Annotated in this window: 10 protein-coding genes, 1 rRNA gene and 1 riboswitch; of the genes, 1 reads left to right on the top strand and 10 read right to left on the bottom strand. The window is 39.7% G+C overall.

Annotated features, from left to right (window positions below; genetic code table 11):
• Positions 1-14: 14 nt before the first annotated feature.
• From J7I96_RS20780 to J7I96_RS20815, 8 genes are all read right to left on the bottom strand, one after another.
• The gene (locus J7I96_RS20780; RefSeq protein ID WP_214774195.1) at positions 15-1,397 is read right to left on the bottom strand and encodes a UDP-N-acetylmuramoyl-tripeptide--D-alanyl-D-alanine ligase; all 1,383 of its coding nucleotides are present in this window, start codon (positions 1,395-1,397) and stop codon (positions 15-17) included.
• Positions 1,398-1,549: 152 nt separating this feature from the next.
• On the bottom strand, positions 1,550-2,632 hold the full coding sequence (locus J7I96_RS20785; protein WP_214774197.1) for a D-alanine--D-alanine ligase: 1,083 nt from the start codon (positions 2,630-2,632) through the stop codon (positions 1,550-1,552).
• A gap of 626 nt (positions 2,633-3,258) precedes the next feature.
• The gene (locus tag J7I96_RS20790) at positions 3,259-4,041 is read right to left on the bottom strand and encodes a hypothetical protein (protein WP_214774199.1); all 783 of its coding nucleotides are present in this window, start codon (positions 4,039-4,041) and stop codon (positions 3,259-3,261) included.
• 536 nt (positions 4,042-4,577) lie between these two features.
• Positions 4,578-5,837: a cation:dicarboxylate symporter family transporter gene (locus J7I96_RS20795; RefSeq protein ID WP_214774200.1), complete on the bottom strand. Its 1,260-nt coding sequence runs from the start codon at positions 5,835-5,837 to the stop codon at positions 4,578-4,580.
• A gap of 172 nt (positions 5,838-6,009) precedes the next feature.
• Positions 6,010-6,157, bottom strand: a riboswitch (cyclic di-AMP (ydaO/yuaA leader).
• Between the two features lie 199 nt (positions 6,158-6,356).
• Positions 6,357-7,616 (bottom strand): efflux RND transporter periplasmic adaptor subunit, encoded by a 1,260-nt coding sequence (locus J7I96_RS20800; protein WP_214774202.1) that lies wholly within the window; start codon positions 7,614-7,616, stop codon positions 6,357-6,359.
• A 14-nt stretch (positions 7,617-7,630) separates the two neighbouring features.
• Positions 7,631-8,293 (bottom strand): hypothetical protein, encoded by a 663-nt coding sequence (locus tag J7I96_RS20805; RefSeq protein WP_214774204.1) that lies wholly within the window; start codon positions 8,291-8,293, stop codon positions 7,631-7,633.
• Between the two features lie 128 nt (positions 8,294-8,421).
• The gene (locus J7I96_RS20810; RefSeq protein WP_214926169.1) at positions 8,422-9,315 is read right to left on the bottom strand and encodes a YegS/Rv2252/BmrU family lipid kinase; all 894 of its coding nucleotides are present in this window, start codon (positions 9,313-9,315) and stop codon (positions 8,422-8,424) included.
• Between the two features lie 126 nt (positions 9,316-9,441).
• Positions 9,442-10,320 (bottom strand): TetR/AcrR family transcriptional regulator, encoded by an 879-nt coding sequence (locus J7I96_RS20815; protein WP_214774208.1) that lies wholly within the window; start codon positions 10,318-10,320, stop codon positions 9,442-9,444.
• A gap of 189 nt (positions 10,321-10,509) precedes the next feature.
• Between J7I96_RS20815 and J7I96_RS20820 the strand changes: the two genes are divergently transcribed.
• Positions 10,510-13,641 (top strand): efflux RND transporter permease subunit, encoded by a 3,132-nt coding sequence (locus J7I96_RS20820; RefSeq protein WP_214926173.1) that lies wholly within the window; start codon positions 10,510-10,512, stop codon positions 13,639-13,641.
• A 191-nt stretch (positions 13,642-13,832) separates the two neighbouring features.
• Here J7I96_RS20820 and J7I96_RS20825 read toward each other — a convergent pair whose 3' ends face one another.
• On the bottom strand, positions 13,833-14,672 hold the full coding sequence (locus J7I96_RS20825) for a tyrosine-type recombinase/integrase (RefSeq protein WP_214774213.1): 840 nt from the start codon (positions 14,670-14,672) through the stop codon (positions 13,833-13,835).
• Between the two features lie 258 nt (positions 14,673-14,930).
• A 5S ribosomal RNA gene (rrf, locus tag J7I96_RS20830) occupies positions 14,931-15,046 on the bottom strand.
• Between the last annotated feature and the right edge of the window lie 42 nt (positions 15,047-15,088).

A 15,088-nucleotide genomic window follows, 5' to 3' on the forward strand; every position in this document is an offset into this window, starting at 1 on the left:
CTTTCCTATGTTTTTTATTTTTGTAGAGCTTGAACGACTTCCTCCAGCTTCATGCCCCTGGAAGCTTTAACAAGTATGATGTCATTTTCCTTTGTGGACGACTTAAGTTCCTCTATAAGCTCCTGCTTATCTTGAAAAGGGCGAACTTGCTCCGATGAAAAAGACTTGCTCGCTCCCTTGGCAATAAACTCGGCTAAAGGACCATATGTAAAGATCCTATCAATCCGTTCATTGGAAATCAATTCACCAATTTTCGTATGAAAGTCTTTTTCCTGCGGCCCTAACTCCAACATATCCCCCAATACAAGGATCTTATTCTCGAATCCAGATAAGCCCTCAACCAGCTCCACTGCTGCCTTGACTGAAGTTGGACTGGCATTATATGCATCATTGATGATTTTCTGCCCTTTTGCGCCTTCAACCAATTCCATCCTCATATTAGTTAACTGAATGGTCGATAGGCCTTTACGGATCGCCGAATCATCCACATTGAATTCTTTAGCAACCAAGATGGCCGCCAACGCATTAAGAACATTATGATGACCTAACACAGGTATCTCATAACTGATCTCCTTATCACCGCTTGCGATTGTAAATGTGGTACTGTCTGCCCCTTGGCTAATGGCCTGTGGATATAAATCATTTTGTTCAGTACGTCCAAAAGATATTACGTTTAAATCAGGAAAATCCTTTTTGATCCGGTTGCGAAGCAATGGTTCATCACCATGATATACCAGCGTTCCATCTTTCGACAAACCTTCGACAATTTCCAACTTCGCATTTGCGATTTCCTCGCGTGATCCTAAATCCAATAAGTGTGATTCACCGATATTGGTAATGATCGCCACATCAGGCTTTGCCATTTTGGATAAGAACTCGATTTCACCGCGGCTGCTCATCCCCATTTCCAAAACTGCCGCTTCAGTATCCTCTGCCATAGAAAGCACCGTTAGCGGCAAACCTAAATGATTATTGAAGTTTCCATTTGTTTTATGAACCTTATAGGTGGTGGCCAGCAGCGCAGCGGTCATATCTTTCGTAGTGGTCTTACCATTGCTCCCTGTTATCCCAATGACTTTTATATTCAACTCCTGGCGGTAAGAACGCGCCAATTGCTGAAGTGCTTTCTCAGTGTTTTCAACAATGATTATCGGTAAATCATCAGGAGGATTCGGAACATCCCTTTGCCAAAAAGAAGCTGCAGCCCCTTGCGCTAAAGCCTGCTTGACATACTGATGGCCGTCAACCTGCTCACCCTTAAGCGGAATGAACAAACATCCTTCCTTAACCGTTCTTGAATCGATGGTAACCCCATTAATTCCTTTGGACTGGAATGGACTGATATCATTCAATCCCTCTGCCATTTCATGTACTTGTTTTAACGTTCTCTTTATCATTTTGTTCCTCCTACATTCATCGAACCGTTAATCGCTCTCCGTTAACCAAATGAAGCAGAAACCAGTTTAAATCGCACCGGTTCCTGCTGATTGGAAACCATCAAATCAAGCCTTGATGGATTGTGGGGTTTACTGATACTTTACCTGCATGATCAAACTGTATATTTGATTTGTTGTTTTTCCTGATGACGTTCCAGGGCAAGTTTCACGAGCGTTTCAATTAACGCTGGATAGTCGACACCTGTGTGCTTCCACAATAGCGGAAACATGCTGAAAGGAGTAAACCCAGGCATTGTATTCACTTCATTAATATAGATTTGCCCCTCATCCGTCAAGAAGAAATCTGCCCGAACCAATCCAGAGCAGTCCAATGACTTAAAGGCAGTAATGGCCATTTCGGATAAAGCCGCATACTCGCTTTCCGTTATCTCCGCTGGAATGACCATAGCTGAATTGCCATCTACATATTTTGCTGAATAATCATAGAAGGCAAAATCTTTCTTAGGGATGATTTCGCCTGCCACTGAACAAGACGGTTCATCATTACCAAGAATGCCAAACTCGAGTTCACGAGCAACGACCCCTTCTTCAATGATGACCTTCCGATCGAATTGAAAAGCTTCCGCTACCGCTTTTTCCAGTTCATCAGCATCATTACATTTGCTGATACCGACACTTGAACCTAAATTGGCAGGTTTGACAAAACAAGGGTACCCCAATTCATCCGCTACCTTTTTGATGGCACTTTCAGTATTCTTCTCCCATTCAGAACGAATGAACCAAGTGTATTTCACTTGAGGAAGTCCCGCCTGGGCAAAAATGTTTTTCATGATGACCTTATCCATTCCTGCTGAAGAAGCTAAAACGCCATTTCCTACATAAGGAAGGTTCAACAGTTCCAGCATCCCTTGTACGGTTCCATCTTCTCCATTCGGTCCGTGAAGTAATGGGAAAATTACGTCATACCCTGTTGATTCACTATTTTCATCAGTTGAATGTGCTTGCAAGGCAAGAGGCGAGCTCGATTTTTCCGGTGAAAATGTCAATGCCTCCACGTTCTCGGCAGGACCTGTTAACATTGGTCCATTAATCCATGAACCATCTTTTGTTATGTAAATCGGATATATATCAAACTTTGCTAAATCGAGAGCTTTAATGACCGCTAAAGCCGTCTGCATAGAAACCTCGTGCTCCGCAGATTTTCCACCATAAAGCAAACCAAGTTTAGTTTTCATGAGTTATTACCCTCCAATATTCTTTTAACCATGTTCATTGTATCACTTTACACTAAAACGGATAAAGCGAAACTTCCATCATTGAGGCTTTTCCAATGATTACTATTTTGCAGAACACAGGATAAAACCGCCACATCCTGTGGCAACCCCTGTGCTAGCACATCCTGTGCGTCGCAATCGGGCATTTACAGGCTGTTAGCTCACCACATTTCTTTTTCATTACATTTATCATCAGGCTTCCTTACAGACTGTTAATGCGGGGTAAGCGAAACTTCCATCATTGAGGCTTTTCCAGTGATTACTATTTTGCAGAACACAGGATAAAACCGCCACATCCTGTGGCAACTCCTGTGCTAGCACATCCTGTGCGTTGCAATCGGGCATTTACAGGCTGTTGGCTCACCACATTTCTTTTTCATTACATTTATCATCAGGCTTCCTTACAGACTGTTAATGCGGGGTAAAGCGAAACTTCCATCATTGAGGCTTTTCCAGTGATTACTATTTTGCAGAGCACAGGATAAAACCGCCACATCCTGTGGACACCTCTATGTTTCCCTCTCTTATCTTTTATGCATGAGACGGTAAGTCTTACACCTAAAAAGTTCAAGGACTTCAAACAAAAATTAGGAGGGTGGTGTATTTTTAATAACACTTTCCCAAATCTTCTCTTTTCGATTGAAGATAATAAAGGCATCGGGCTCCTTAATATCTCTATCCGAAAAGGAATCATGCATCTCATCCATGTTTAAATAATCCCCTACGACCCATGCCGGTATCTCAATCTTCGTTCTAGTATACTTAACATCCCGAATGGAAAAAACGAGCCCCTCTGCCAGAATATGAGCCAAGGAAGCAATGATTTCTGCAGGAATCGCCGTCAGCTCTTTTTTCTTTCTGATTCCAAGCCACGTCCTCTCTACTTTTAATGGCTCCAGCTTTAGCGGAATCAGACTTCCTAACATCATATAATATGTCGAAAGAGAACGAAAATAAATTTTATTGAACCAGCCATCATCCTGGGCAAGGTAAACAAATTGGTTATTCAATTTACGGAAAAACGGGGGATCGAGATGGGTTTTAGCGTGTCCTAAATATAAAAGTTCCGCTAATTCCCTTCCATCCAATTCATCCAACCCTTCCGCTTCTTCAAAATCGATCCAACAGAAATCTCCATATGCCCGGACATTTTCTTTAACGAGCTTCGCAATAGCTTCAGATGAAGCGCTCTCAAGCAGGACATTCAAATTGTATTCCCCACCATCGAATTGATGTTTCAATAATAAGATCGAATTCAATGTATACGGAAGCGAATTGACGAATTCACGAAAATTGAGTCCATTAAAAAGGACAAACCGTTCGGAAGCCTGCATATACATGTATAAGATATCATTGCTATCATTCTTCATAACCTGACCCCCTCCGAGCTCTCAATCAATAATGTTATTTTATCAAACTTTTGGAGTTTCACGTAAGTTATATAACCCCAATATTAATCTGCATCGTGTAAATAACATGAAACAAAATCCATATTAACCAAAGGAAAAAATACAGAATTGGAAGAATGGATCATGAAAGGTTTCATCATTCATTCACTCATTTCAGGGGGCCACTTCCCTGTTTGCTGATGCTTCCCCAGCGCCCGACATTAGCTTGAAAACAATTCAACCGTATTTTTAAAGCCTGAAGGTAGTTTCGTTTCACAACAGATGACCTTCTGGGCCGAGAGGAAATGTAAACAAGATGAAAGGCTTTATGAATTTGGGGGTATTTTGACATCCGGGAAGACGAGTCAAGAAGGTATTTTCCTCCATAAAACAATTCACCTTGAAGTGCTTGAGTATCTGAAGGAAACAGAGTTTACAGTCATCGAGAAAAAAATAAGAAAGCGCTTTTTCATTCAAAAAAAAAATCCAGAGTGACATTTCACTCTGGATTTTTTGTATTAAGAAACTTGTTCTAGTTCTTTTTTGGAAGGAGGGTTGAATTGACCTTCCCATTTAGAGATGACGATTGCTGCAAGTGAATTACCGATAACGTTTACTACTGTACGTCCCATATCAAGAATACGGTCGATACCGGCAATAAATGCTAGACCTTCAATAGGAATACCGACAGTTCCCAATGTCGCTAAAAGAACTACGAAAGATACACCCGGTACACCGGCAATCCCTTTGGACGTGATCATTAACACTAGCATTAGCGTAATTTGCTCATACGCGCTTAAATCGATTCCATACATTTGAGCGATGAAGATAGCTGCTAATGCTTGGTATAATGTAGAACCATCAAGGTTAAAGGAGTATCCAGTCGGAATAACAAATGTAGCAATATGTTTCGGACATCCCGCTTTCTCCATTTTTTCCATGATTTTCGGAAGAACCGCTTCTGAACTTGCAGTAGAGAAAGCAAGAATCAATTCTTCTTTTAGAAGTTTAATCAACGTAAAGATATTGAATCCGACAAATTTCGCAATAAGACCAAGAATGACTATTACAAAGAAAATCATTGTTCCGTATACAGAAAGCGCTAACTTTCCTAGCGGAATTAAAGATTCCAAACCGAACTTGGAGATCGTCACACCGATTAGTGCAAATACACCGATAGGAGCGAATTTCATGACCATGTTGGTTAGGTAGAACATTCCATCAGCTACACCTTGGAAGAAACGGAATACTGGTTTACCCTTTTCACCGATGGCCGCAATACTTAGTCCAAACAACACGGAGAAGAAAATGATCGCTAGCATATCGCCTTCTACCATGGCTTTAACTGGATTGGATGGCACGATGTGTACAAGTGTATCTACGAACGATTCATGCTGCTTAGTTTCTGCTGTATCAACATATGTGGAGATATCAGTTTGTTCCAGGTTATTCATATTCACACCAGCACCAGGCTGGATGATATTCGCTGAAATTAAACCAACAGCAATCGCTATCATAGTTACGACAACAAAGTATGATAATGATTTAGCACCTAGTTTACCTACCGCTTTCAAATCACCTACACCAGCAACTGCAACGATAAGGCTTGAAACGATGATCGGAACTACAATCATTTTGATCATTCGTAGGAAAATGTCCCCGAATGGCTGTAAAAAGTTTTGGGCCGTCTCATTACCATAAAAAATGGCACCAACGATAATCCCTAAAATTAAACCAATGAAAATTTGGCTAGCTAAACTTAATTTGAATTTCTTCATTTACTTTCCTCACCTTCCATAAAGTCTTTGATGCAAAAACATTTTTGTCTCGGTAAGGGAAACAAGATACTAATAAAAGAAAGTAATTTTTCTTTTTTTGAAAAACTCTGTCTTTACGCCGAAAAAAAAGACACTTCATGTGTCGATTTCTTATAGGCGTGAATATTCACACATGTTCCCTTGAAGACGCTGACGAGGTTAGCTGTCGGGTTAGGATTGGAAACACAAAAAGCCCTTTCATTTCTGAATTCACCCCTAGCGGATAAAATCCACAAAAATGGGTCCCCCGTTCTTGGAATAAGATTAAGCGAGTTAACTTATAATAAAATATTATACTAAAAATGATAATCTGTAAATATTTATTCGCATCCGTTCTAGAAAAAGTCTTTCAATATGTCTGAATATTCTGTATTAATAGCTATTGTATTTATAATTACGCTTCCCGATATTTAAATCACTTAAGTTATATTGATATAATTAATAAATGCTTTAACATCACCTCTCTTGTGAAAAAAGCGGTTATTTTTCCAGAATGCCAAGTAACAGATATCTTACTTTTTCCCTAGAGGTGAATTTTTTATAAGTTCCAGCTTTCACTTTTTCAAATTGAATCGGGGTAATAAAATAAGAATGGTTCTTCACTGCCACATTCGGCTTCAGGAGGATGACGTCACCTACAGACGGTCCCTTTATGATTTCTTGCTTCCCTTCAGCCTTAAGACCTTTTGTAATGTAATGTTTATCCACATGGCCTTTATTAGTCAACTTGTAAATATAAGGCTGCTTCTGGTATTGTACCGCCTCTATCGGAATGGAGGGTACACCGGCTTTCTCATTGGTTATTACAGTAAGATTCACTTTCGATCCCACCAACAAAGGTTCCGTTTCTTCGCCTTTTGGTTCGATTAATGCCTGAAATGGAAATCTGTTATCTTTTTTTAATGTTGGCTCTTCAGCGGGATAGGAATGGATACGGCCTATCTTCCCCTTCAATGCCTTTTTTGAATCAGAGGAACTTGCTTTTATAGTCATGCCCACTTCAGCCTTTTTCATTTCCTCTTCGGAGAAATCCCCTTCAATTGCCATATTTGTCGAAACAATGGATATAATGGGATTATTCAGGTTTTCATTGATGTTTTTAACGACACCATCAGCCTCGCTCGTCGTCACAATCGCACTGGACTGCTCCTCAATAGAACTTAATTTAGCATCAAGCATTTTCACTTTTTCATCCAACCTGTTTTTTTCTAGTTCCTGCTTGTACATTTCTTGCTCAATGTTACTTTTAATAAGGTCTGAAGAGCTTGTCGTTATATCAATATTCAAGTTTTTATCCACCGATTCAGCAATTGCCGCTTCAGATTCACTGGTCACGGTCCCCTGATAAGACCTCAACTTCCCTATGTATTCCTCAATCCCTGCAATTTCCCCCTCAACGGCCGTTTTCTCCGCTTCCAAATTCGCTTTCAGCGCATCAAGTTCGGTCGTCGCGTACTCAAACAACGAGGAGCCAGCCGTAATCGCATCGCCTTCTTTTACAAGGAATTTCTTAAAATCATTATTCTTGGCATCAAAGTAGATATCATACTCTTCTACTGGTTTAATTACCCCATTTGTTTGAATAGTATCCGTAATTGTATCTTTTTTTACCTTAGTCCAGTTTTCAACGAAAACTGTCCGTTCCACTTTGCTTTCTTTTTTTTCAATAAGGTATAAGTTAACGGTTATTAACACTATCGACGCAATGGATACCGCCGCTATTTTCCATTTACCGCTCATTCATTTCACCCGCTTTATACAAATACGCCTACTTGGATGTATCCTAAAAAGGCTTTAACAAACCATGTAGCCAAATAGAATAGAACAATCATTAAAAGGACCAAATAATTATTACGTTCTGTAAATTCCTTTAAATAAAAATATTGCAGAGCAATAATAAGAAATTGAAAAATGGTAATTTCGCTGAAAAAGCGAATGAAATAATCACTTCTGAGAAAATATTGACTGATGATCCCCAATGAAAAAGGATTGGCATCGCTGCCTAAATCCATTAAAACGAAAAAGGGAATCACTAATGTTTTTTCCACTAATTGCAAGCCAAATAGAATCATTTGAACGATAACTAATTTTATATACGGGATATCAGTAACGATCCAAAAGAATAGAGCTGCTAAAAATATGTATATGGAAGGGGCGATTATTCCTGTTATTATATTGCCGCTCAAAATCAGCAACTTTGCTGCTTCGAATTCATTGGCGCTCATCTTCGTGATTTCTTTGGAGAATGATTCTGAACCAATGCCAAAATATCCTTCAACGGCGAATACTATTAGACTAAGAAAATATAAAACTATTAATTTCAATCCAACCTTTGTGACTGCCTCTGCATTTTGCAGCTGATAACGACACCGATAAGGCTCTAAAATGCCCTTTAACAATCCGACCTGGTACACCATAATTGGTCCTCCTGCAAAAAATGATATATCATCATACATTTTATCCTATTTTGGAAACAATTGCAGAAATAAGGGATGAATATACAAAAAAAACACATAAACCTTTCCCTTTAAATGGAATCCCCACACTAATTTGGTGTTAATACTGACAAATGGCGGGCAAGGACTTTAATGCGCGAAGGAGTTTGCCTATAGTTCTCTCCATCCATATCCACATCAAGCGGCCTCTTGGATTCAATAGTCAAGGTACCTGCTTGTAAATAAGTCACCCCAGAGTCAGGACTCATATTTTGAGTCCATGAACGTTTCATCGCTATTATTTCCAAAAATGCACCAAGGTTTGCATTTTCCAAGATGGCAACGCCAAAGAGCCCATCGTCTGGACTAATCTTGGGAAAGGGCAATAAATTAGTGCCGATAAAACAACCATTCAAGACCAAAATCATAACGGCTTCCCCTTCAATGAAATTCCCATCATATTCTAGATTATAGGGAAAGGGAGCATTCTCACCAATCGTCCTTACAGCGCTTAATAAATATCCTATCTTTCCGAACCTGTTTTTTTCCTGCTCACCAATATTGTTTGAAGCATCTGAAATAAGTCCAACACCCCAGAAATTGGAAAAATAATCGTTATTGGACTTACCAATATCAATTGGACGAACCTTGCCATTTACTAGTGCTTCCGCAGCTTGACGAACATTTTGAGGAATCTTTAATGTCCTTGAGAAGTCATTGCAAGTCCCTCCAGGTAAAATCCCAAACAACGGCCGTCTCTGAAGGGGTGAAAGGCCATTTACACACTCATGTACCGTTCCATCTCCTCCCAATACGAAAACTACATCCATTTCTTCACCATATTCCAAACAATACCGGCATGCATCGCCTTTTTGCTTGGTTTGTAGAATGAGAAACTCATCAATATGTGGAGCTAATACCGGAAGACAACCCTCAAGATTCCTTTCGAGCTTATCATTCCCTGCATTTTTATTATAAATCAGCATTCCCTTTTTCCATCGCATGATTCTAACCCCCATATTATTGAAATGAATTGTATTCTTCCCATTACTTTTTCCTAAACCTCCATTTTTGACACTCATTAAAAATTTAAATGAAAAAGAGGCTATTCGCCCCTTTCAGTAACGCCTTCATATATACAGCAAATAATCCTTCATCAATAAGATAAGCTTTGAACACAAGGGACTCCTTTTTTCATTTTTTTCCAAAAATAACAAAAGGCTTTCCAAGATGATGGAGCTTGGCCTAACTTTCGAAAATTCCTCCTGGAGCGCCTTTAAAGCTTCCGTATTTTTTCGTGTTTCTATTCCCTCTTCTTTACGTGTTTCCACTTCCAGCATCCTGGCGATAATAGAATGGATTTCTTCTTTTGGGCTCATTTCCCGCATCGAGCAACCTGGTAGGGGAAATTGTTTCAATAATGGATCTTCCATGTTTTCCAGACTTGCGACAATGGAATCCATCCGGTTCAATATGAAGCTAGGTAACAATTCCACATCGAAAGCATTTTGTTTCCTGATCAATATTCCGATATATCCTTTGAAAAGCGAATCTAAAATAATGGTGCAATCTGGCAGAAGATCAGATGAAAGTCCCGGGTATAATTCAATGATTTTACGCTTGAACCAAATCAAGCCCTCTTCATGGATATAATGTAAAAATCCATCTAGTTCCTTGCTAATATGAACCATTTGTTCCTGCATCATCATTTGAATCAAGTTGGTATTTCCCGTCATATGCTCAATGTGAACGGTGATCTGCCTCATGAATTTGTCTTTACTGGACAATGAAGCATCCAGTTCAAGATCAAGTAATGAGTCTGTCAACGCTTCATAATAAAATTTAAAAATGGAGACTAGTAATTCCTCCTTCGATTTAAAATAATTATAAAAGGACCCTTTTGCTATCCCGCATTTTTCAACAATTTCCTGAACCGAAGTTGCATGATAGCCTTTCTCTGCGAAAAGCTCTACAGACTTATCTATTATCATCTTATTTTTTTCTTTCATCAAATTCATCCTATCTCTTAAAATTGTCCATTGGTGACCAATGGGTCACATCTTCCAAATTGTATCCCAAAACCCTTGAAATCACAACGTTAGCACTACCGGATATTATCTGTTGCAATCATAATTCATATACTATATATTTGAGCTTGTGACCGACTAGTCACAATTTTATGTATGGAGGGTACAAGCTTGAATTCAATAATTAAATTTTCATTAAAGAATAAATTGGCAATCTGGTTGCTTACCATCATCATCGTTGCAGCTGGTTTATACTCCGGTTTAAACATGAAACAAGAAACTATACCAAGCATCTCCACTCCTTTAATAAGCATCTCCACTGTTTATCCTGGAGCTGCACCTGAAGAAGTAGCAGATAAGCTCACAGACCAGATTGAGCTAAAAGTAACAAATTTACCAGGAGTCGAATTGGTCAGTTCTTCGTCCATGGCCAATGCCTCTTCCATCCAATTACAATATGATTATGATACGGATATGGACGATGCAGTAAAAGAAGTGAAAGAAGCTTTAGAGAAATTGGAACTGCCAGAGGGAGTAGATGACCCGAGCGTATCTAAATTAGAATTAAACGCTTTTCCTGTCGTCGCACTCAGTGTAACAGATAAGGCTTCTGATTTACCAGCTCTTACAAAAAATGTCGAAGAGGTGTTAGTTCCTAAACTTGAGGGAATTGACGGCGTGACATCCGTATCCATATCAGGACAGCAAGTAAATGAAGGCAGCCTTGTATTCGACCAGGACAAGATGGCTCAATACGGGCTTGATGAAGAAACCGTAAAGAAGGTTATCCAGGCCGCAAACGTCAGTATGCCGCTTGGCATATATAACTTTGATGATAAAGAGAAAACGATTGTTGTGGATGGAAACATTTCCACATTAAAGGACCTGAAAAATATAAAGATACCTTTAACTGGCGCCCCGCAACCAGGAGCTCAAGCACAAACTGGACAGGAAACCAATCAATTATCTCCTGAAATGGCAACAGATCCTGCCCAACTGCAAAATGTGAAATTATCAGACATTGCCGATGTTAATATCACCGGTAAGGCTGAATCGGTTTCAAGAACAAACGGTAGTGAATCGATTGGAATCCAGGTTACAAGATCGCCTGATGCCGATACAGTTGCAATCGTCGACGAAGTAAATGAAGAAGCATCGAATTTTAAAGAAGAATTTAATGGGGTAAGTGTACACACTACTCTCGATCAAGCTAAACCGATTAAAGATTCCGTTGAAACCATGATCAGCAAGGCACTCTTCGGCTGTCTGTTTGCCGTCATTGTTATCATGCTGTTCCTTAGGAACTTTAAAACGACTCTCATTTCCGTCATTTCGATTCCATTATCCCTGTTAGCAGCCCTTTTGGTGCTCAAACAAATGGATATTTCATTGAATGTCATGACACTTGGGGCCATGACCGTTGCGATCGGCCGAGTCGTCGATGACTCCATTGTCGTCATAGAAAATATTTATAGAAGAATGGCTTTAAAAGGCGAACAATTAAAAGGCGGCGAATTAATACGATCTGCCACTAAGGAAATGTTCATCCCCATCCTTTCATCGACAATCGTTACTGTAGCCGTATACCTGCCTTTAGCAAGCGTTACAGGACCTGTCGGAGAACTATTCATGCCATTTGCCTTAACAATGGTGTTTGCGTTAGTCGCTTCATTAATAATCGCCATCACACTTGTTCCCGCAATGGCAGACACTTTATTTAAAAAGGGACTATCTAAAAAAGAATTAAAATCACATGAAGAAAAACCAAGCAAACTATCGGCATTCTATCGAAGATCACTGGTTTGGTCGTTAAACCATAAGCTAATCACTTTCGGTACAGCCATTGTATTATTAGTTGGCAGCTTATTCCTAATACCAAGCATCGGTGTCAGCTTCATGCCTGCAGATGAAGAAAAAACGATCATCGTCACTTACACTCCCTCACCTGGAGAGTTAAAAGAGGATATTGAAAAGCAAACAGAAAAAGTGGAAAAATACTTCATGGATAAAGACGATGTGAAGACCGTTCAATACACACTTGGTGAAAGCATGATGGGCGGCGGCATGATGGGCGGCTCGAGTAATTCGGCTCTCTTCTATGTACTCTATGACGAAGACACCGAAAATTTCGGGGACAAAAAGGAAACCGTCATAAAAGAATTAACTGAACTTGATTCACCTGGAACATGGAAACAACAAGATTTCACATCAACATCAAGCAACGAAACCACTCTATTTGTTTACGGAAATACACAAAAAGATATTGAACCGGTAATTGATGATATTCAAAATATCATGAAGAAAAATAAAGATTTAAAAGATGTTGATACAAGTCTTTCCGATGCTTATGAGCAATACACTCTAGTGGCAGACCAAGAAAGGCTAAGTGCCCTTGGACTGACAGCTGCACAAATTGGCATGTCCATTGCCAATACGAATAAGGATGATGCTTTAACTGCCATCAAGAAAGATGGAGAAGAAGTCAAAGTATATGTCGAGACAAAAGAAACGACATTCGAAGACAAAAAAGATCTAGAGAATACGAAAATTTCTTCTCCAATGGGAATGGAAATCCCATTGAAAGAGCTTGTGAAAATCGAAGAAGGCAAAGCTTCCGATACAATCAGCCGCCGCGATGGAAAAATTTATGCCGACGTGTCTGCAACAATCAAATCGGATGATGTGGCCGCCGTGACGGCTGAGATACAGAAGGAAGTTGATAAATTAGACCTTCCTGCAAGCGTATCTATAGACTACGGCGGAGTGACGGAAGATATCCAAGAATCATTCACTCAACTCGGTATCGCTATGTTAGCGGCCGTGGCTATCGTATACTTTGTCCTGGTGGTTACTTTCCATGGTGGTTTAGCACCAATAGCCATTCTCTTCTCCTTACCCTTTACGGTAATCGGGGCATTGGCAGGGCTATTCATTGCAGGTGAGACCATCAGCGTTTCGGCTATGATGGGTGTCCTGATGCTAATTGGTATCGTCGTGACCAATGCCATCGTATTAGTGGACCGTGTTATCAAGAATGAAGAATCCGGGCTATCTACCAGGGAATCTTTACTCGAGGCAGGATCCACCCGTCTACGCCCTATCCTGATGACTGCCCTTGCCACAATCGGCGCTTTAATACCTCTAGCAATCGGTGCGGAAGGCAGTGGATTAATATCACAAGGTTTGGGAATTACCGTTATCGGCGGACTTGTGAGTTCTACATTGCTAACACTTGTAATAGTGCCGGTAGTATATGAAGTTATAATGAAAATAGGTAAAAAGAAGAAAAAAACAGGTAAGTAACGAAGAAAGAGAAGAGGGGATTCCTTATATCAGGAATCCCCTCTTTTTTGATTCAACAATGAATCAATATGTTCGGCCCTTTTGACTGAACTATTGTCCCACTCCTTAAGACAAAACGTCCTATTCGTCATTTCCAAGGAAATCTGTTTGTTTAAACGAAAAAAGGAAAGATCTCGCTTCCCCTTTTAATGTTAGTGTTTTGTGAAAGTTTGATCTATCGCATTTGCCAGATCCAGCGATTTTTCTTTTAGATAACGCTTTGTTACGTTTAAATCTTTATGACCGGCAAGCTTGGATATCGTTTGTATATCTATTCCATTATCCACTAACCTTTGACAAAAAGTATGTCGCAGTTTATGCGGATGCACATTGTATTTTTTCAATATATATTGAACTGACCTCGGAGTGATCCTTTGATTATAGCTTGAGATGAATAACGGATCTGCTTTTTCTTTTAAAGAAAAAAGATAATTTTGTACATGTTGAATTGCCGATTTCGTAAGGGGTACGGATCTGTCGATATCACCTTTTGCGTTCCGGACAAGTATATAATTCCGCTCTGTTTCCATGATGACGTCACGGCCATTTAAGTCACATAATTCGGAGACTCGAATTCCAGTATGTAACAAAAGGTAGACGATGGCAATGTTCCTTAGATTTCCTTCTGCTTCTATATCTCTTAACAGTATCTGCTGCTCATTGAGGCTTAAAGTTTCAGGTACCTCAAGCTTGTGCTCCTTAACTTTACGTTCAACAGAAAGCATCACTTGCGGTTTGCCTAAAAATTTAAAGAAGACATTTAATGCGATATAGTGTTTTTCGATTGTCCCTGAGCTTTTCTTGCAATTTTCTAAATAATCAAGATAACCCTGAACATCTTCAGAATGGATTTCCATCAATATCTTTTGTGTCTGGTCACAAAACTGTGAAAGGACACCAGTATACGTTTTGATCGTATTATCTGATTTGCCTTGGTCTCTCAACCATTCAGCAAACGAAAAAATCATTTCATCTTTAGCAGAGGTATCCATCGGCTATTCCCCCAATGACAGTTTCAGAACTATGTTAAGTTTAACATATATCCCTACAGAAACGAAGAATTCTATCCCTTTGTCTTAAACTGATATGGATAAGACAGTTAGCTGTAGAAATTCAGATGCATTAATAGTATGTCCTACCATTTATCCTGCATATAACTTTCTTTAGGGTCTTTAACAGGTTTAAATAATAAGTACTGAAAGATAACGACCTCAAAAAAAGACCAGCCAGATGGCTGATCTTTTTAAATGGCTTGGCGGCGTCCTACTCTCACAGGGGGAAACCCCCAACTACCATCGGCGCTGAAGAGCTTAACTGCCGTGTTCGGAATGGGAACGGGTGTGACCTCTTCGCTATCGCCACCAAACATAAAAGGAACGTTGTTCCTTCAAAACTAGATAATAAGAAG

Source organism: Bacillus sp. ISL-78 (genome assembly GCF_018613455.1).
Lineage (GTDB): Bacteria > Bacillota > Bacilli > Bacillales > DSM-1321 > Peribacillus > Peribacillus frigoritolerans.